Genomic DNA, 17,283 nt, shown 5'->3' on the forward strand with positions numbered 1-17,283 from the left:
CGCGATCGGACCGAATCCTCAGGGCCAGTCGTCGCGGACCGGTTCGGCGTCGTCGTCGCCCGTCTCGGTGTTCGCGGCGATGATCCAGTCGGCCGCCTCCGCGGCGTTCTCGACGTCCAAGTACTCCCAGTCGACCTCGTCGGCGAGCTGTTCGTCCTCCTCGGTCGAGCCGATGAAGACGTACCGGTCGGTGTCGAACTGGTCTTTGACGCCCTCGAGGCTCTCGGCTTTGCCCCGCGGTCCGGAGAAGAAGTCCTGTCGGATGCGGTTCTTCCGAGTGAAGTTCGTCACGACGTACGTGGGTTTCTCGGAGACGACGCCGATGTACTCCGTCCAGCCTCTGGCGTCTTCGAAGACGCTCTCGGGCGAGGCGAACTCTTTCAGCGCCTCGAGCTCGAACGCCAGGGTCATGTCGCTGTCGCCGTTCATAGGTCACCGAAGGCGCGCACGCGGGAAAACGACTTCGATACTTTCGACGGAACGGGAGCCGACGAACCGGAGCGGCCTAGGCGCAGACGACCCGATAGTACTCGGTGAAGACGATGATATCGCCAGCCTCGAGGTCGACGTCCGATTCCGCCAGCGTGCGGTTCGCCTCGAGACTCTCGTAGAACGCCTCCAGCGTGTCGGTGTCGAGCTGGTCGACGTGGCGGACGGTCGCGCCCGTCGAGACGGAGTCGGCGCGCTCGAGTCGGAGCTGTCGTTGGAGAAGTTCGCCGGAAGCCATGTTCATCGTTACCAAATGTCGTGGTACTACTTAACGATTCCGCCGAATCGACCGGAAATCAAAAGCGCAGCCTCGAGTCGGAACTGCCGAAGCGGTGACGAACCGCGGAGGTGACCCTCGGTACGACGTCGTTGATACCCGAACGCAGGGGAGCAAAAGACGCGAACGGACGAACGAGCGCCTCGAGTGCCGGCCATCGTTCGGCCGGCTCCCGTCGGCGGCCGTTACTGTTCTTGTGTCGGCGCGAGTTCGTCGAGATCGACCTGCTGCTGGAGGAGGACCTCGGCCTGGTCGGCGACCTTGCGTTGTTCGCGCATCAGCTGTTTGAACTTGCTCTGTGGCGAGAGGTCGCCGATGAGGACGCCGCCGACGATCTTGCCGTCCTTGAAGGCGATGCGGCGCCACTCGGTGTCGCTGTACTTGCGCTCGGCGTGTTCGTCGCCGAGCGTCGGGTGACCGAACGAAAGGAACGGGAAGTCGAAGTGCGTGATGGAGTACGAGGAGACCCACTCGAACTCCTCTGCCTCGTCGTCGGCAGCCATGTTAACCGCGGCGACGCGACCCTGCTCCTTGGCCGAGCCCCACGAGCCGTTCTGGGCCTGATCGCCCAGCAGGACGTCGTAGAAGCGCGTGATGTCGCCGGCGGCGTAGACGTCGTCGACGTTGGTCTGCATGTACTCGTCGACGACGAGTCCGTTGTTCTGCTCGAGGCCGGCTCCGCGGAGGAACTCCGTGTTGAAGGTGAGGCCGATGGCGACGCCGGCGAAGTCACAGTCGTAGCGGTCGCCGTTGGGGTCGACCGCGGCGGTGACGTGGCCGTCGTCGTCGACTTCGAAGCGGTCGACGCCGCTGTCGAAGACCGGTTCAACGCCGACTTCGCGCATGCCCTTGTGCATGATCTCGGCGCCGTCGTCCGAGAGCGCGTAGCGCCACCAGCGGCCGCCACGCATCAGGTAGTCGGCCTCGATGCCCTGCGCGCCGCAGACGGCCGCGAAGTCGATGCCCAGCAGGCCGGCGCCGACGATGACGCCGCGGTCGGACTGCTCAGCGTGCTCGCGAATCCCGCGAGCGTCCTGAAACGTCCAGAAGTGGTGGATCCCGTCGGCGTCGCTGTTTTCGACCGGGAGCTGCGTCGGCGTTCCGCCGGTCGCGACCAGGAGCTTGTCGTACTCGATATCGCCGTTGTCGTGGGTGTGGATGACCCGCTCGTCCGTGTCGACGCTCGTGACGTGAGTGTTCAGTGAGAGGTCGATATCGCGCTCGTCGTACCACTCTTCGTCGTGAATCGAGATGGGGGCTTCCGGCAGTTTGCCCTTCGCGTGTTCCTTGATGAGAATGCGGTTATACAGTGGCTCCCCCTCATCGGTGATGACGGTAATCGTCGCCTCCGGATCCTCCTCCCGGAGGGTCTCGGCAGCCGAACTGCCGGAGATTCCGTCACCGATGATCACGTAATGGGTCATATTCGGACCGTTCGTAATGCGGGTTAAAGTGGGTTGCTATCTCGTCTATTTTACCCAACGGGAGTTTCCCTGCAACAGTTGTATGATGAAATTGGATGTGAACCTTCAAATCGGTAATCACACGTCGAGCTTTCGTTTCCGATAGTTGACTTCGCAAGGTTTGCTGTTATCTCTGACGGTCTCCCGTCCGAGCGAGCCGTCGATATCGGGGCCGGACCTGCATAGTTGTCCGAACCGTTCTTTAGGCGCTGCTCCCTATATCGTCGCATGAAACTCCGTCAAAACGCGAAACACTTCGCCTATCGGAAGGCCCTCGAGACGCCGGGCGTCCGTTCGGTCGCCAACGCGGGCCTGGTCAGACTGCACACGAAGATTTTCACCGGGAAGGCCGACCCCGCCCACGCCGAGGAGCGAAAGGCCCACCTCGACGGCCTCTTCGACGCGACGATGGATAGCTACCTGCGAGCGCTGCAGGAAGGGTTCTCCGAGGCCGAAGCCCGCGAGATCACTCACATTCAGGCCAACTTCGACTTCTACAACCATGGCTGGACCGAGATGCTGGAGATTCCGGTCGACGAACTCGAGGCCCACCACGAGCGCTACGGCGACTTCTTCGAGCGGTGGGATATCACGATCGACGACCCGCTCGGCCAGTTCGAACCGCCGGAGGGGCTTCCCGAGGCACCCTCGACGCCCGAAAAACTCGACGACCCCGAACACCCCCACGCGGAGGGCGGATTCGCCGACGACGTCTACGTCGAGACCGAGGGGGGTGACCTCGTCGTGGGCGGCCAGGACGAACCGGACGACGCCGACGTCTCGACGGCGATCGATCTCGAGGACGAGGATATCGAAGCCGACTGACCGACTCCCGGTCTGTGTTCCGTCGCGCGCGTTCGTGATCGAGGCGTTTCGCACCGACGTTTTCGGCGTTTGTTTTCGTCTACTGGATAGTAATTCAATCGTAACAATATTGCTTGCAGATTTGTTCTTCGTCGATGAACCGACGAACGTATCTCGCGGCAGCAGCGTCGACGGCGGGACTCGGGCTAGCGGGCTGTGCCGACTTGCCCGCGCTCGACGAGGACGCAGAGAACGGCGACGACTCGTCGCCGCCGGCGAGCGATCCCGCCGCGGATCTCCCCGACGTCGCCGGAACCGTTGACGACTTCGAGGACCTCGAGGCGTGGGCGGTCGCCGGCGGGACGCTGACGGCGGATCCGGACCGCGCCGCCATCGGCTCGCAGAGCGCCCGACTGACGGTCGGTGAGACCGAGCAAATGGCTAGACTCACGAGGACGTTCGCCGACCCGCGCGATCTTACCGACGTCGTTCCCGGCGTCGCCGTCGCGGCGGACGAACTCGTCGTCCCGTGGCTCCGACTGGTCGACGACGAGGGTGCCGCGATCGAGTACCGCCGCGGAATCGTCGGCGACCTCCCCCTCGAGCGGTACAACTTCGGCGTCAGCGAGACCGATCCGGCGTTCGACGCGGCGAGCGTCCGGAAAGTGTCCCTGCGCCTCTGGACGACCGAGGGAGACCGACGGACGGTCTGGTTCGACGACCTTCACTTCACGCCGCGGCCGAAGACGGGGCAGGTGATGATCCAGTTCGACGACGCACACGTCACCGATTACACGGAAGCGTTGCCGCGCCTCGAGTCGTACGACTATCCCGCGACGACGTTCGTCAACTCCGGGTACATCGGCGGCGGCGACGTCGGCGGCGATTCCCGATTGACGGTCGACCAACTCCGCGAACTCCGGGACGCCGGCTGGTGCGTCGCGAACCACGCGAAGAATCACCCGAAACTGCCCGAACTCGACGCCGACGAACAGGAGACCCAGATCCGGGCGGGCAAGGAGTGGCTCGTCGAGCGAGGGTTCGAGGACGGCGCCGACTACTTCGCCTACCCGTTCGGCCAGTACGACGCGACGTCGATCGAACTCGTCGACGAGTACCACTCGATCGGCTTCGGCGGCGGCCCGCCGGCTCAGGGGTATACGACGAATACGAAACTGGCCTCCAGAATCGGCAACCCCAGCGCCGACCGCGTCCGGACCGCGCTCGAGCACACCGTCGAACGGCGCGGGATCACCGGTCTCTTCTTCCACCGCCTCGAGGGCGACCACCTCGAGGCCTTCGAGACAATGATCGAAATGATCCGCGAGTACGAGTCGAAGGGCAAACTCGAGGTGATTCTTCCCCGGGACCTCGAGGAGCGGTTCCTGTTCTAGGGGCGGTCGACCTCGCGCCCGTCAGGGAGCGATCGGGTGGTGTCGGGATCCAAGCCGCTAAGTGTCCAGAGAGACCCGTTTCAACAACGAGACGATTCGATGGCACTCGATAGCAATGATCGATCGATCGCCGGCTTCACCATGGCCGGCCACGCGCTCGTCCACTGGTTCGAGACGTCGATCCCGATCTTCCTGGTGGTTTGGCTCGATACGTTCGACACCGGTGTCGCCCTGTTCGGACAGATCGTCGCGCTCGGTTACGCGCTCTTCGGAATCGGCGCGCTGCCGAGCGGCATCCTCTCGGACCGATACGAGACCAAGCGGCTCATCCTGTACTGTCTCGCGGGGATGAGCGGGGCCTTCCTCATCCTCTCGTTCGCGAGGTCGGTCTACGCGATCGCCGTCGCCCTCGTCCTGTGGGGGGTCGCCGCCAGTATCTACCACCCCGCCGGGCTGGCGCTCATCAGCACCGGGGTCGAGGAGCGCGGCACCGTCTTCGCCTGGCACGGGATCGCCGGGAACGCCGGCATCGCCCTGGGTCCGTTCGTCACGGCGACGCTGCTCGTCGTCTTCGACTGGGAACTCGTCGCGGCGGTTCTGGCCGTCCCCGGCGTTCTCGCGGTGCTGTACGGCCTCAGCGCATCGTTCGATCCGACGGCAGCCGTCGACGACGACGTCGACGCCAGCCCCGACGAGGCGCTATCGATCTCGGAACTGTTCGCGGAGACGCGGACGCTGTTCGCGAGCGCGTTCGCCGTCGTCTTCGCCATCGTGATGTTCGAAGGGCTGTACTACCGCGGGATGTTGACCTACCTGCCCGAGATCCTCCACGGCCTCGAGGCCATGGCCGGCTTCGCCGTCCCCGCGAGCCTCGAGGGGATCGAGCCGGCCGATTACATCTACGTTGGACTGCTGGTCGTCGGGATGGCGGGCCAGTATGCCGGCGGGAAACTGACCGACCGCGTGGCGCCGGCCCGCGGGATGATCACCATCTTCGCCGTCCTCGCGGTGCTGGCCGTCGCGTTCGTTCCCGTCACCGGCATGGGGATCGTCGCGATCGCGGCGCTCTGTGGCGCCTTCGGGTTCTTCCTGTTTGCGATCCAGCCGTTCTACCAGAACGCCGTCGCGGTCTACACGCCCGCGGACAGTCGCGGGCTCTCCTACGGCTACACCTACCTCGGCGAGTTCGGCTTCGGCTCGGCGAGCATCGCCATCGGTGGCTTCGTCCTCGGCGGCTTCCCGCTCGCGGCGTTTTTCCTCCTGGTCGCCAGTTTCGCCCTCGTCGGACTACTACTCTCGGCGGCCCTGCTCGCCGGCCTCGACAGGTTCGTCGACCTTGATCAAACAGTCGATACCCGGGCCGACGACTGACGGCGCGTCGTCAACGGAACGCTCGGGCCGACCGGACTCGACTGAATCGACGGCCGCCCGGAGTCGCCCGAAATCGTCCCGATTAGTCGTCCGTAGAAAACCCATCCGATCAGTCAACCCTGGTCGCCAGCGGATTTCGTCGCGTTAGGCCTCGGTTTCGAGCCACGGCGGCGTAATGTAGTCCCCGGTCTTCTTATCCGGCGGCCAGATGGCCTCCTGGACGCCCTCGCCGTCCTCGTTTTCCTGCCACTGGAAGTAGACCGTCTCGCCGTAGTTGTAGACGAGGTCGTGGGGCGTCTCAGAATCGTTGTCGTAGAACTCGACCGTCGCGGCGTAGCCGGGGTGGGACGCGTTCTCGAGGGCGCCGACCATATCGTCGGAGTCGAGCGAGTTCGACTCCTCGGCGGCGTACGCGATGGCTCGGACGCCGTCGTACGTGTGGTAGCCCGTGTAGATCGGGTTCTGCCCGCCGTACTCGTTCTGATAGGCCGTCACGAAGTCCTGCGTGTTTTCGGTAATCGACGTCTTCGCCGTCGAACTGGTCTGCGTGACGGCGTACCGGCACTGTCCTCCGACTAAGTCGTAGTACGCCGGCAGCTGCATGGGGACGTGGACGCCGCCGAACCCGAACGATCGCTTGGTGGGTAGCTTCCAGTTCAGGAGAGCGGGATTGCCAGTGTGTGCGGTCGTGATGAACACCGCGTCGGCGTCCGCCTCTTCGGCCAGATCGTACTGCTCCGTGAAGTCGTTGGTCGCGGCCGGATATCGCTCCTCGTAGACGACGTCGATATCCGTGTCAGCGAGGCGGTCCTGATAGACCTCCCACGGTTTCTCGGTCCAGTCGTAGTCCTCGGCCAACAGCGCGATCGAGTTCCAGCCGAGGTCCTCGTACATCTCGGTCAGGAAGTCCATCTGGATCCGCCCGAGGTCGATGTCGTTGTTCGGGCCGATCCGGAAGTGGTACTTGTACCGCTCGTAGTCGTCGCGGACCATCCGACTCACTTTGCTCGTCGCCGCCCCGCTCGTGAGGTGGAGCGTCTCCTGTTCGGCGACGTCGTCGATGATGCTCAACAGCGCCTCGCTCGAGAAGACGCCGGTCGTCGCGTCGACGCCCTCCTCGAGGATCAGTCGCTGGTACTGGCGCCTGGCCTCGAGCGAGCTCTCCTTCGTGTTTCCGACGACAAGCTCGACCTCGCGGCCGAGGATCCCACCCTCTTCGTTCAGGTGCTTGACCGCCAGTTCCGCAGCCTGAACCATCGAACGTCCCATCCGATTGCTGTTCGGATTCGGCGCCAGCACGCCGATCTTGACCGGCTCTTCGTCACTGTTGCCGCCGAGTACCTGATACTGGCCGAGACAGCCGGTAAGAGAGACGCCGGCACCCACGCCGGCAGTCGCCTTGAGAAATCGTCGCCTGTTCGAGGATATGCGTCGGCTCCCCGCCGTTCCCATCCGCAGTTGCGGCCGATTCGAATCGGTCATCCTGACAGCTGTTGTTACTAATACGTCTTAATGATTGTTGACGATGCCGATACATCATCCAGATGTGAGATAATGGGATTCCAGACGTAACACGGACGAATTAGCGCAGTTCGGCCGATAATCCGCCCGATATCGGATTGACATCCGCAACGGGTCGCCGGTACGAGCGAACACAGTGAGAGTAGGTAGCATCGCTGACGGATCGCTCTCCATCTCAAATTAAAAATAACGGAATCTGCCCGATACACGTTATCAGCTTCGATAATAGCGGATCATCATTTATATATCGACACTCAGACCCGTACAGTATCTATGGACGGCCTTCGACGATTGGTGCCAACAGCTATTCGCCGCAGATACGCGGTCAAGTTCGGGATCATGTTATTAATACTCGCTCTGGGGGTGGGTGTGGTCGGGATGGCCGCAACCGCCGGGATTACCGGGCAGGTTGAAGACCGGGTCCAGAACGACCAGACGTCCCTCGCAAGCCAGGAGGCGCAGAACCTCCAGATGTGGAACGAGCAGAACGAACACACGGTTGGGGTCATCGCCCGCTCCGACGTCGTCGAGAACGGTGACCCGGCTGCGGCCGAGAGCCGGTTCCTGGATTGGGAAGAGCATCTCGATGCGGATATCCACTCGATCAGTTACGTCGACACCGCTAACGACACGGTCCTCGCGAGTACGGATTACGACAGCGAGGAAACGGCGGCCAGCGAGATCGACGGCATCGAATCCGGAACCTACGAACGGGTCCACGAGAACGACGACGTCCCGTGGGTCTCCGACGCCCACCTCGTCGAGCGGGAGCTGGGCGACGGCTCCGTCGTCGTCATGACCTACGTCCAGTCCGTTCCGGGCTCGGACGACGAAGCGATCGTCTACACGGCGGATCTCGAGGCGTACGCGGATCGCCTGAACGACGAGTCCGGCGTTACGACGATGCTTCTCGACGGCGACAACGAGGTGATGCTCGATAACGTGGGCTACGGCGAGGACCACGAGACGCTCGGCACCACCTACGCCACGCCCGACGGAGATCGAAACGAGATCGTCCAGTCGGCCCGCACCGAAAGCGCCGGCACCCACCAGATCGCAGGCTCCTCGCTAGACCTCGGAACCGACGCCTACGGCTTCGAGGACGAGGATTACGTCGTCAGTTCCGCCCGCGTCTTCGGTACCGACTGGGTCGTCGTCACTCACGAACCGGAGAGCCAGGCCTACGGGTTCGTCGACACGGTCGGCCAGTGGGGCGGCATCGCGACGATCGTGGGCGTGCTCATGATCGGCGTGATCGGCGTCGTCCTCGGTCGGAACACCGCCGTTTCGATCGACCGTCTCACCGAGAAGGCCAGCAAGATGGAAGAGGGCGACCTCAGCGTCGACCTCGAGACCAAACGCATCGACAACATCGGCCGGCTCTACGAGGGCTTCGACTCGATGCGCGTCGCCTTAGGCGAACAGATCGAAGAGGCCGAATCCGCACGTGAGGACGCCGAACGCGAGCGCGAGCGCATCGCGGAGATTAACGACCAACTCGAGCGGACGGCCGACGAGTACAGCGACGTGATGGAAGCGGCCGCCGACGGCGACCTGACCGCCCGGATGGACGCCGAGACGGACAACGAGGCGATGGCGGAGATCGCCGAGGACTTCAACGACATGCTCGAGGAGATCGAGGAAACCGTCGCCGATCTCAATCGATTCGCGACCGACGTCGCGACCGCTTCCGAGCAGGTGACCGCCTCCAGCGAGGAGGTTCGCTCCGCCTCCCAGCAGGTCACGGAGTCGATCCAGGAGATTTCCGACGGCGCCGAGCAGCAGAACCAGTCGCTGCAGTCGGTCAACCAGGAGATGAGCGGCCTCTCGACGACCACCGAGGAGATCGCCGCCTCCTCGAACGAGGTCGCGGACATCGCCGAACAGACCGTCGACACTGGCCAGGAAGGACAGGAGGCTGCCCAGGAAGCGGTCACCGCGATGGACCAGATCGAGACCGAGGCGGAGGACGCCGTCAGCGAGATCCGCCGCCTCGAGCAGGAGGTCCAGCAGATCGACGAACTGATCAACACCATTTCCGAGATCGCCCGCCAGACGAACATGCTGGCGCTGAACGCCAACATCGAGGCGTCCCGCTCGGCCGGCGGGAAGGACGACGAAGGGTTCTCCGTCGTCGCCAAGGAGGTCAAGGCGCTCTCCGAGGATGTCGCCGAGGCGGCCGACGAAGCCGAGGACCGCCTCGAGGCGATCCGCGAACGCACCGAGCGGTCCGCGGACGAGGTCGAGGGAACCAGCGACCAGATCGAGGCCGCCAGCGAGCAGGTCACCGAGGCCGTCGAAGCCTTAGAAGAGATCGCCAATCTTGCCCAGGAGACCAACGTGGGCGTCCAGGAGATCTCCGCCGCGACCGAAGAGCAGGCCGCCTCGACGCAGGAAGTCGTCGCGATGGTCGACGACGCCGCGACGATCTCCGAGGAGACGACCACTGAGGCCGAGAACGTCGCCGCCGCCGCCGAAGAGCAGACCACGGCCCTGACCGAAGTGACCCAGTCTGCCTCCGACCTCTCCGGCCAGGCCGCGGAGCTCTCCGAAGCGCTCGACCGCTTCGAGACCGACATCAGTCGCGAGCAGCTCGAGGACGACCGCGATTCGGACGGCGATGGCGATCCGACCGCCGCGACGACTACGTCCGAGTTTGACGCCGCGGTCGACGCGGACGGAGACGAGTCACAGTCCGACGAGCAGACCCAGGATTCCGAGCGCGACCAGCAAGGACAGGGAATCACCCTCTCGACCGACGAAAGCGAGACGTTCGAGTCGCCCGAGATGGCCGACGAGCAGGCGACCGAACGCGACGCGGCACAGCCGACCGAGTCGTTCGAGGCCGAGCCGGCGGAAACCGAGTCCGACGACGTCGAGCCGGCCGCTGAGACGGCCGATGCCAAACCCGCGCCGGCTCCGGACGCCGACGCGCTCGAGTCCGAGTCGGACGAGCAGGTGTCGATCACGGACAGCGGATCGACGACGGAGAGTGAGATCGACGCCGAGCCGACGCCGGCCCCCGCTCCGGACGATTTCGAGGAGTCTGACCGGTCGAACCAAGAGCCGACGGCCGACGATGAGACGACCGCCGGCGACGAACTCGGTGCCGAGGAGATCCTCGGGATCGACGACGACAGCACGGCCGCCAGCGAACCGGCAGCCGATGACGACGAGACCGACGAATCGGCAGCCGACGCCGACCAGACCGACGACTCCGAGGACGCCGCGGCGGACGCGACGGATCCGCTCGCGGACGACGCGGACTCGGCGGTGGCAATCGAGCCGGTCGAAGATGGCGAGTCCGATGCGACCGGCGACGAAGACGCCGAGTCGGATGACGCTGAGACAGCCGACACCGACGAGACGGAGACAGCCGACACCGACGAGACGGAGACAGCCGACACCGACGAGACGGAGACGGCCGACACCGACGAGAACGACGACGTGTTCACGTTCGGCAACACGGACGAGTAGAGCGAACACGCGACTCGAGTCGTTTCGCGGCGATCGCTTTCGGCAGTGATTCGCCGCCGATCATCGTTGTCATTTTATCTACGATCGAAACGGGATCCGCGCTGAGCCGGGGCTCCAGCCGTGGCGAAGCCACTACTCTCATCAGGGGCGTCAGTACCTACTCACTGCTCAGTGGTCCACTGGCTGCCGGACCGAGACGCGACGATTCGGTTCGGAAACCGCCCGCGCACAACGCAGGCCGGTCTCGAGCGCGCCGCCGGCCCGTCGCTGGGGGAACTGCGGCTGCCGGACGACCGTCGCGTCGTAGAGTCCGTCAAAAGTATCGATCGTGTGCGCGTGCGGAGACGTCCCGTCGACGCTCGAGTGAACGCCGTCGGGAATCGGCTGCCGGATCCGCGTCGAGTCGACGGCGACGAGGTCGTTCCGGTCGAACGACGAGAACCGGGTCGCCAGCGCCTCGAGCCACCGCCGCTCGACCGTTTCGCTCGAGCGACTCTCGGCAACCGCTTCGCCGCCGTCGAGCAGGTAGTACTGATGGCCGCCGGTCGCGTCGGGCGAACGCAGTACCGTCGGCGTGACGAGTTCGTCGAAGGGGGCGTCGTCGACCATCGTCACGCGATAGGCGTCGGTCAGCGGCGTCTCGGCGGTCGTCGAAACCCGCAGACAGGTCCGTGTACGGAACGACGCCGACGGAGAGCCGAGCGACGACTCGAGGCCCTCGGGGACGGTCGCCAGCACGATTGCGTCGACGGCGTGGCGCTCGTTCGCGCCGCCTCGGTCGACGGTGATCGACTCGACGGCGCCGTCCGTCGTCCCGAGTTCGCTCACGCGCGCGCTCGTCGTGATCCGCTCGCGACCGACGGCGTCGACCAGCGACTCGACGAGGACGGCCGCGCTCTCGGCGAAATAGCCCCGCTTCTCCCGGCCGAACCGGGTCCGATCTCGCCGTCCGCGGCAGTGCTCGAGCACCCACGCGGCGCTGACGTCCGACGTCGCCGAGCCGAAGCGAGCCTCGAGCAGCGGTCCGTAGAACCGCTCGTAGACGGCGTCGCTTGCGTGCTCGCGGACGAACTCCTCCGCCGGGACATCGCCGTAGTCCGACGGCTCGTAGGCATCGAATCGCGGCCGTCGCCGAGGGAGGCCGCGGCAATCGATCCCGCTCTGAAGCGTGGCGAGACGCGCGGTATCCGAAAGCGACAGCGGCGGGTAGGCCAGAAACTCCCAGGACGCGTCGACAGGGTGGACAGTGCCGTGGACGTACATCGCCGTCCGGATCGGTCCCCACTCGAGGCGACCGGACAGGCCGAGTTCCGCGAGCAACTCGAGGGCGGCCTCGTCCCCGGGACAGGTAAACGAGACGGGGACGCGCTCGAGCGGCGCAGCGGGGGTTCCGGACGGCGAAGACGGAGACTGGGATGGTGAAGATGCAGTCGAAGGCGGAGTCGCGGCCGCGATACCGCCCAGTTCGTCACCCGGTTCGAAGACGCGAACGTCGTAGCCGCGCTGGCGGAGGCGATAGGCGGCCGCGAGTCCGGACAGCGATCCGCCGACGACGCCGATCATATCGAGTGAACGGGGGTAGCGACTCTTTGCAATTGTGGTCGGTCGATCGGCGGGCCGTCGCGGTCCGCTACCTTTTTGCCTGCCGTCTCGGAAGGAATCGGCATGCTCACCGTGCGGGCACCCGCGACGAGTGCGAACCTCGGGAGTGGCTTCGACGTCTTCGGTGTCGCCCTCGGCACGCCCGCCGACGTGGTCCGAGTCGAACGCGCGCCGGAAACGCAGATCACCGTGACCGGCGCCGGCAGCCAGTACATTCCGGAGGATCCGGCCCAGAACACCGTCGGGGCGGTCGCAGACGCCCTCGACGCGCCGGCCCACATCAAGATCGACAAGGGCATCCGTCCCTCCTCGGGGCTCGGCTCCTCGGCGGCCAGCGCGGCCGCTGCGGCCGTTGCCCTCAACGCGCTCTACGACCGCGGGCTCTCCCGGAAGGAGCTCGTCCCCATCGCCGCCGAGGGCGAGGCGCTCGTCTCCGGCGAGGCCCACGCCGACAACGTCGCCCCCTCGCTGCTGGGCGGCTTCACCGTCGTCACCGACGACGGCGTCACGCAACTCGACGCCTCGATCCCCGTCGTCGCCTGTCTCCCTGAAATGTCCGTTTCCACGCGCGACGCGCGCGAGGTCGTCCCCGATTCGGCCGCCCTCGAGGACGTCGTCGACACCGTCGGCAACGCCGCGACGCTGACCGTCGGGATGACCCGCGACGATCCCGACCTCGTCGGCCGCGGGATGGAAGACGCCATCGTCACCCCCGAACGCACCGCCCTGATCGACGGCTACGACCGCGTTCGCGACGCCGCCCTCGAGGCTGGCGCGACGGGCGTCACCGTCAGCGGCGCCGGGCCGGGTATCCTCGCGGCCTGTCACCGCCCCGACCAGGGCGCGATCGCCGGCGCGATGATCGACGCGTTTGACGCCCTCGGCATCGAGAGTCGCGCTTACCAGACCCGGATCGGCAAGGGCGCGACGCTGTACCGGGACTGATCGTCAATTCCTGTCTCGAGTCGTCTCGAGTCGAATGAACCATGGGGACCCGAACTGACGCCGCGCTCGCGACACTCGTTCTCGCGGCCGTCGGGATCGCGTTCGTCCTTGTCGACGCGTCGCTATCGCCCCTCGCAGTCGCTCTCGGCGGACTCGGCACGATCGTCTTCGAACTCGTGGCCGCTCGGGCGTACGAGACCGTCCGCGACTACTGGGAACGACCACTTGTGGAGGGACTGTCTCTCGTCGCGGCGCTGATCGTCGTCGCCGTCGGCGCCACCGCCGCACCGGAGGTCGTACTGTCGCTGTTCTGTGGCGGAGCGGTGACGTATCTCGCGTTTCTCGTGCTCGTCGAAACAAGGGTCGTTCCACCGCCGGAGACGTGGTGGTAGCCCCGAGCTACCGCGGTCTGCGAGCCGTCTTCCAACGGCGTCCGTAGATCCGCGGAAGCGCGTTGACCTTGGCCCCGCGAACGTTCCCTGGCACGGTCGACACGCGCGTAGAGATGCCGGCCGGGAGCGGGCCGTAAGGCACCGATGAGACCGCAGTCGGATTATTCGACACCGGTTTCCGGCCGGCGTAGCCGGAGCCTCGTTGCTTCGACTCGTACAGGGTCTCGAATTTCGAGTGTCCCTCGATGACCCCGTTCCGTGCCGTTTTGGCGGCCTTTTTTGCCTTCTGTTGGATCGCCGCGTCCGCCGCGTCGGGTTTTATCTCGTCGACGAACGACCTCACTTCCGCTGCTGCCTCGGAGTCGCCCGAGGAGTCAAGCGCGTCGGGACCGACGACGTCCTCGAGTTCGGCCTTGAGTTGTCGTAGCTCCCTCTGGAAATCGACGAGGTCGACGGTGTTCCAGAGTTCGTGAAGGTTGATGGCGCGTCGAATCGTGCTGAGATCCAGCACCTGGTCTAGATCCTTCTCGCGAATCGCGTCGGGAAGTCCGTCTAGCTCGAGGAGATCCGGTAGCGCCGACGTCTCGACGACGTCCGGCAGATTCTCGAGATCGATCGTTTCGAGGAGGTCTTCGACTTCCTCGACGACGTCCCACAGTTCGGCCGCCGTCGCCGACAGCGAATCGGACGGCTCGCCGTCGGTGGTTTCCCGGAGCAACCGTTCGGTTCCCGCTTCGAGCCGGTCCGACAGTTGCTCGGCGGCAGATGGAGACTTCGTCTGACTCATACGGAATAGAGGTGCTAGGCGGAGATAACGGAGTTGCTTGCCGATCGGTTGCGCGTCGGGACCGTCGGTACCGAAAGCGAGTTTCGCCGCCAGTCGGTTAGACGCCGCGACCCTGCATCTTCTCCTCCTCGGGGAGGTCGGCGTTCGCGTCGCCTTTCATCCCCTTGCCGAGGTTCTTCGAGATTTCGGCGAGTCGCTCGGGGTCGTCCCAGTTGTTCGTCGCCTCGACGATCGCTTCGGCCATCACCGGCGGGTTCTCGGCGCCGAAGATGCCGCTGCCGACGAAGATGCCGTCGCACTCGTGGTGCATCATGAGCGCGGCGTCGGCCGGCGTCGCGATACCGCCCGCCGCGAAGTTGACGACCGGAAGCCGGCCCATCTCGGCGGTCTCGTGGACCAGTTCCGCGGGCGCCTCGATCTCGCGGGCGTAGGCCTCGCGCTCCTCGTGTTTCATGCCCTCGAGTTCGCGGATCGCGCCCTTGATCGTCCGCTGGTGGTGAACGGCCTGGTTGACGTCGCCGGTGCCGGCCTCGCCCTTGGTTCGGATCATCGCCGCGCCCTCGTCGATCCGGCGCAGTGCCTCGCCCAAGTTACGCGCGCCGCAGACGAAAGGCGCGGTGAAGTCGCGCTTGTCGATGTGGTAGGCGTCGTCGGCAGGGGTGAGCACCTCGGATTCGTCGATCATGTCGACGCCGACGGCCTCGAGAATCTGGGCCTCTTTCGTGTGGCCGATCCGCGATTTGCCCATCACCGGGATCGACACTTCGTTCACGATCTCCTCGACGTCGGCGGGGTCGGCCATCCGGGCGACGCCGCCGCGCTTTCGGATGTCCGCCGGGACCGCTTCCAGCGCCATCACGGCAACCGCGCCGGCATCCTCGGCGATACGGGCCTGTTCCTTGTTGACGACGTCCATGATGACGCCGCCCTTCTGCATCTGGGCGAACCCCCGCTTGACGAGATCGGTTCCGCGCCTGAGTTCCTCGAGATCGGTGTCGGTTTCGGCGGTCATAGTACGCGGTTGTAAGCCACCGCACTTACGCGTGTCCTTCTGCCGTTACGGTTCGGCGTAGGTCGGTGGCGTCACGCTTCGACTCACCACGACCGAGGCTCGTGAGAGCGGGCGGTTCCAACCGTCGATTTCCGGCCCGAAGTCCGGTTTCAAACGTTGATTCGGATCATTCCCGATAACCGCAACCGAGATCGACTGGGATGTCCGTCGTCACTCGTCCTAGCGGGACACTTCGGTCCGATATCCGTCGACGGCGAGACGATCGGTCCGCGTCGAATGAGATACCGGCTCAAGGCGATTTCCGAACAGCCCAGATTCGACGGCTCGCGGTCCGTCACTCCCGTCTGAAACAATTGGGCTGTTGAAAACTACCTTTTACCAACTATATATTGATGACACTATCCAGCCTGGTCGACCATATGCCAGAATGGCATCGCCGCTCGGTACTGGCGACAGGTGCAGCGCTTTCGGCTAGTGGACTCGCCTCGATCGGGGTGGGTGCAGCTAATGAGGACAGCCAATCGGAAGGGACTGTGAGCAGGCCCGCGGACACGCGGGTAACGCCTGACACGACAACTCCCAGCGGGGTTCGGATCGCAGTCGAAGACGACCTCGCAGGCCTCGAACTCACGATCTCCGACCAGACTACGGGTGCGGACAGCGCCGAGCTCGCTGACGGGCTCGGCAACACCCTCACGACGGTCGATATCTCGGATCTCGGTCCCGGCGACAGCTTCCGGATCGAGCACGACCTCCGGGCCGGTCAGGAGTACCTCGTCCTCATCAACGCCGACGAAACGTACGATCGCGGCGCCTACAACGAGGACCCCGACTGGCCCTACGACGGCGGTTCGTTCCAAGTTCTCGAGGGCATCTGGGCCCGCGATAGATCCTCGACCGCTAACTTCTACGCCTACACCGAGCTAACTGCGCTCCCGGACGACAGCAACGATGATGACGATAACGAGGACGTCACAGGGAGCGTCGACAGGCCCGCAGACACGCGGGTGACGCCCGACACGACCACTCCCAGCGGGGTTCGGATCGCGGTCGAAGACGACCTCGCAGGCCTCGAACTCACGATCTCCGACCAGACAACGGGTGTGGACAGCGCCGAGCTCGCTGACGGGCTCGGCAACACCCTCACGACGGTCGATATCTCGGATCTCGGTCCCGGCGACAGCTTCCAGATTGAGCACGATCTCCGGGCTGGTCAGGAGTACCTCGTCCTCATCAACGCCAACGAAACGTACGATCGCGGCGCCTACAACGAGGACCCCGACTGGCCCTACGACGGTGGTTCGTTCCAGGTTCTCGAGGGCATCTGGGCCCGCGACAGGTCCTCGACCGCTAACTTCTACGCCTACACCGAGCTAACTGCGCTCCCGGACGACAGCAACGATGATGACGATAACAAGGACGTCGCAGGGAGCGTCGACAGGCCTGCGGACACGCGGGTGACGCCCGACACGACCACTCCCAGCGGAGTTCGGATCGCAGTCGAAGACGACCTCGCAGGCCTCGAACTCACGATCTCCGACCAGACAACGGGTGTGGACAGCGCCGAACTCGCTGACGGGCTCGGCAACACCCTTACGACGGTCGACATCTCGGATCTCGGTTCCGGCGACAGCTTCCAGATCGAGCACGATCTCCAGGCTGGTCAGGAGTACCTCGTCCTCATCAACGCCAACGAAACGTACGATCGCGGCGCCTACAACGAGGACCCCGACTGGCCCTACGACGGTG

The 17,283-nt window shown here is 65.0% G+C and carries 14 protein-coding genes; 7 read left to right on the forward strand and 7 right to left on the reverse strand.

From position 1 onward, the window contains the following. Positions 1 to 18: 18 nt before the first annotated feature. From EH209_RS07240 to EH209_RS07250, 3 genes are all read right to left on the reverse strand, one after another. The gene (locus tag EH209_RS07240; protein WP_126662213.1) at positions 19 to 429 is read right to left on the reverse strand and encodes a DUF7124 domain-containing protein; all 411 of its coding nucleotides are present in this window, start codon (positions 427 to 429) and stop codon (positions 19 to 21) included. Between the two features lie 76 nt (positions 430 to 505). Continuing rightward, positions 506 to 733, reverse strand: a complete 228-nt coding sequence (locus tag EH209_RS07245) for a hypothetical protein (RefSeq protein ID WP_126662214.1) — start codon at positions 731 to 733, stop codon at positions 506 to 508. Positions 734 to 951: 218 nt separating this feature from the next. Then, positions 952 to 2,190 (reverse strand): NAD(P)/FAD-dependent oxidoreductase, encoded by a 1,239-nt coding sequence (locus EH209_RS07250; RefSeq protein ID WP_126662215.1) that lies wholly within the window; start codon positions 2,188 to 2,190, stop codon positions 952 to 954. Positions 2,191 to 2,457: 267 nt separating this feature from the next. Here EH209_RS07250 and EH209_RS07255 point away from each other — a divergent pair, with 267 nt between their 5' ends. From EH209_RS07255 to EH209_RS07265, 3 genes are all read left to right on the forward strand, one after another. Then, positions 2,458 to 3,054 (forward strand): DUF6149 family protein, encoded by a 597-nt coding sequence (locus EH209_RS07255; protein ID WP_126662216.1) that lies wholly within the window; start codon positions 2,458 to 2,460, stop codon positions 3,052 to 3,054. Positions 3,055 to 3,188: 134 nt separating this feature from the next. Then, complete coding sequence (locus EH209_RS07260) at positions 3,189 to 4,427, forward strand: polysaccharide deacetylase family protein (protein ID WP_126662217.1); 1,239 nt, start codon at positions 3,189 to 3,191, stop codon at positions 4,425 to 4,427. A 99-nt stretch (positions 4,428 to 4,526) separates the two neighbouring features. Then, positions 4,527 to 5,798, forward strand: coding sequence for an MFS transporter (locus EH209_RS07265; protein ID WP_126662218.1), 1,272 nt, complete (start codon positions 4,527 to 4,529; stop codon positions 5,796 to 5,798). Between the two features lie 144 nt (positions 5,799 to 5,942). On the opposite strand, the gene EH209_RS07270 is transcribed toward EH209_RS07265, so the two are convergent. Beyond that, entirely contained in the window at positions 5,943 to 7,280 is a 1,338-nt protein-coding gene (locus EH209_RS07270; protein WP_126662219.1) for an ABC transporter substrate-binding protein, read from the reverse strand. Between the two features lie 312 nt (positions 7,281 to 7,592). Between EH209_RS07270 and EH209_RS07275 the strand changes: the two genes are divergently transcribed. Then, on the forward strand, positions 7,593 to 10,796 hold the full coding sequence (locus EH209_RS07275; RefSeq protein WP_126662220.1) for a methyl-accepting chemotaxis protein: 3,204 nt from the start codon (positions 7,593 to 7,595) through the stop codon (positions 10,794 to 10,796). A 168-nt stretch (positions 10,797 to 10,964) separates the two neighbouring features. Here EH209_RS07275 and EH209_RS07280 read toward each other — a convergent pair whose 3' ends face one another. Continuing rightward, positions 10,965 to 12,359 (reverse strand): FAD-dependent oxidoreductase, encoded by a 1,395-nt coding sequence (locus EH209_RS07280; protein ID WP_126662221.1) that lies wholly within the window; start codon positions 12,357 to 12,359, stop codon positions 10,965 to 10,967. A 102-nt stretch (positions 12,360 to 12,461) separates the two neighbouring features. Between EH209_RS07280 and EH209_RS07285 the strand changes: the two genes are divergently transcribed. Together EH209_RS07285 and EH209_RS07290 are read left to right on the forward strand one after the other, a co-directional pair. Beyond that, positions 12,462 to 13,343, forward strand: a complete 882-nt coding sequence (locus EH209_RS07285) for a homoserine kinase (protein ID WP_126662222.1) — start codon at positions 12,462 to 12,464, stop codon at positions 13,341 to 13,343. A 41-nt stretch (positions 13,344 to 13,384) separates the two neighbouring features. Beyond that, a complete protein-coding gene (locus EH209_RS07290; protein ID WP_126662223.1) occupies positions 13,385 to 13,735 on the forward strand; it encodes a hypothetical protein in 351 nt (116 codons plus the stop codon). Between the two features lie 7 nt (positions 13,736 to 13,742). On the opposite strand, the gene EH209_RS07295 is transcribed toward EH209_RS07290, so the two are convergent. Together EH209_RS07295 and pdxS are read right to left on the reverse strand one after the other, a co-directional pair. After that, positions 13,743 to 14,522, reverse strand: coding sequence for a hypothetical protein (locus tag EH209_RS07295; RefSeq protein WP_126662224.1), 780 nt, complete (start codon positions 14,520 to 14,522; stop codon positions 13,743 to 13,745). Between the two features lie 97 nt (positions 14,523 to 14,619). Then, positions 14,620 to 15,534 (reverse strand): pyridoxal 5'-phosphate synthase lyase subunit PdxS, encoded by a 915-nt coding sequence (gene pdxS, locus EH209_RS07300; protein WP_126662225.1) that lies wholly within the window; start codon positions 15,532 to 15,534, stop codon positions 14,620 to 14,622. A 533-nt stretch (positions 15,535 to 16,067) separates the two neighbouring features. Here pdxS and EH209_RS07305 point away from each other — a divergent pair. Then, the coding region (locus EH209_RS07305; RefSeq protein WP_211338330.1) for a hypothetical protein at positions 16,068 to 17,283 on the forward strand (1,216 nt) is incomplete at its 3' end.

The organism is Haloterrigena salifodinae (assembly GCF_003977755.1).
Classification (GTDB): Archaea; Halobacteriota; Halobacteria; order Halobacteriales; family Natrialbaceae; genus Haloterrigena; species Haloterrigena salifodinae.

Bases quoted from the DNA above. Each gene is read 5' to 3' on its own strand.
- EH209_RS07295 (WP_126662224.1), bottom strand. From the start codon at position 14,522: ATGAGTCAGACGAAGTCTCCATCTGCCGCCGAGCAACTGTCGGACCGG.
- EH209_RS07255 (WP_126662216.1), top strand. From the start codon at position 2,458: ATGAAACTCCGTCAAAACGCGAAACACTTCGCCTATCGGAAGGCCCTC.
- EH209_RS07240 (WP_126662213.1), bottom strand. From the start codon at position 429: ATGAACGGCGACAGCGACATGACCCTGGCGTTCGAGCTCGAGGCGCTG.
- pdxS (WP_126662225.1), bottom strand. From the start codon at position 15,534: ATGACCGCCGAAACCGACACCGATCTCGAGGAACTCAGGCGCGGAACC.
- EH209_RS07245 (WP_126662214.1), bottom strand. From the start codon at position 733: ATGAACATGGCTTCCGGCGAACTTCTCCAACGACAGCTCCGACTCGAG.
- EH209_RS07250 (WP_126662215.1), bottom strand. From the start codon at position 2,190: ATGACCCATTACGTGATCATCGGTGACGGAATCTCCGGCAGTTCGGCT.
- EH209_RS07265 (WP_126662218.1), top strand. From the start codon at position 4,527: ATGGCACTCGATAGCAATGATCGATCGATCGCCGGCTTCACCATGGCC.
- EH209_RS07290 (WP_126662223.1), top strand. From the start codon at position 13,385: ATGGGGACCCGAACTGACGCCGCGCTCGCGACACTCGTTCTCGCGGCC.
- EH209_RS07280 (WP_126662221.1), bottom strand. From the start codon at position 12,359: ATGATCGGCGTCGTCGGCGGATCGCTGTCCGGACTCGCGGCCGCCTAT.
- EH209_RS07270 (WP_126662219.1), bottom strand. From the start codon at position 7,280: ATGACCGATTCGAATCGGCCGCAACTGCGGATGGGAACGGCGGGGAGC.
- EH209_RS07285 (WP_126662222.1), top strand. From the start codon at position 12,462: ATGCTCACCGTGCGGGCACCCGCGACGAGTGCGAACCTCGGGAGTGGC.
- EH209_RS07260 (WP_126662217.1), top strand. From the start codon at position 3,189: ATGAACCGACGAACGTATCTCGCGGCAGCAGCGTCGACGGCGGGACTC.
- EH209_RS07275 (WP_126662220.1), top strand. From the start codon at position 7,593: ATGGACGGCCTTCGACGATTGGTGCCAACAGCTATTCGCCGCAGATAC.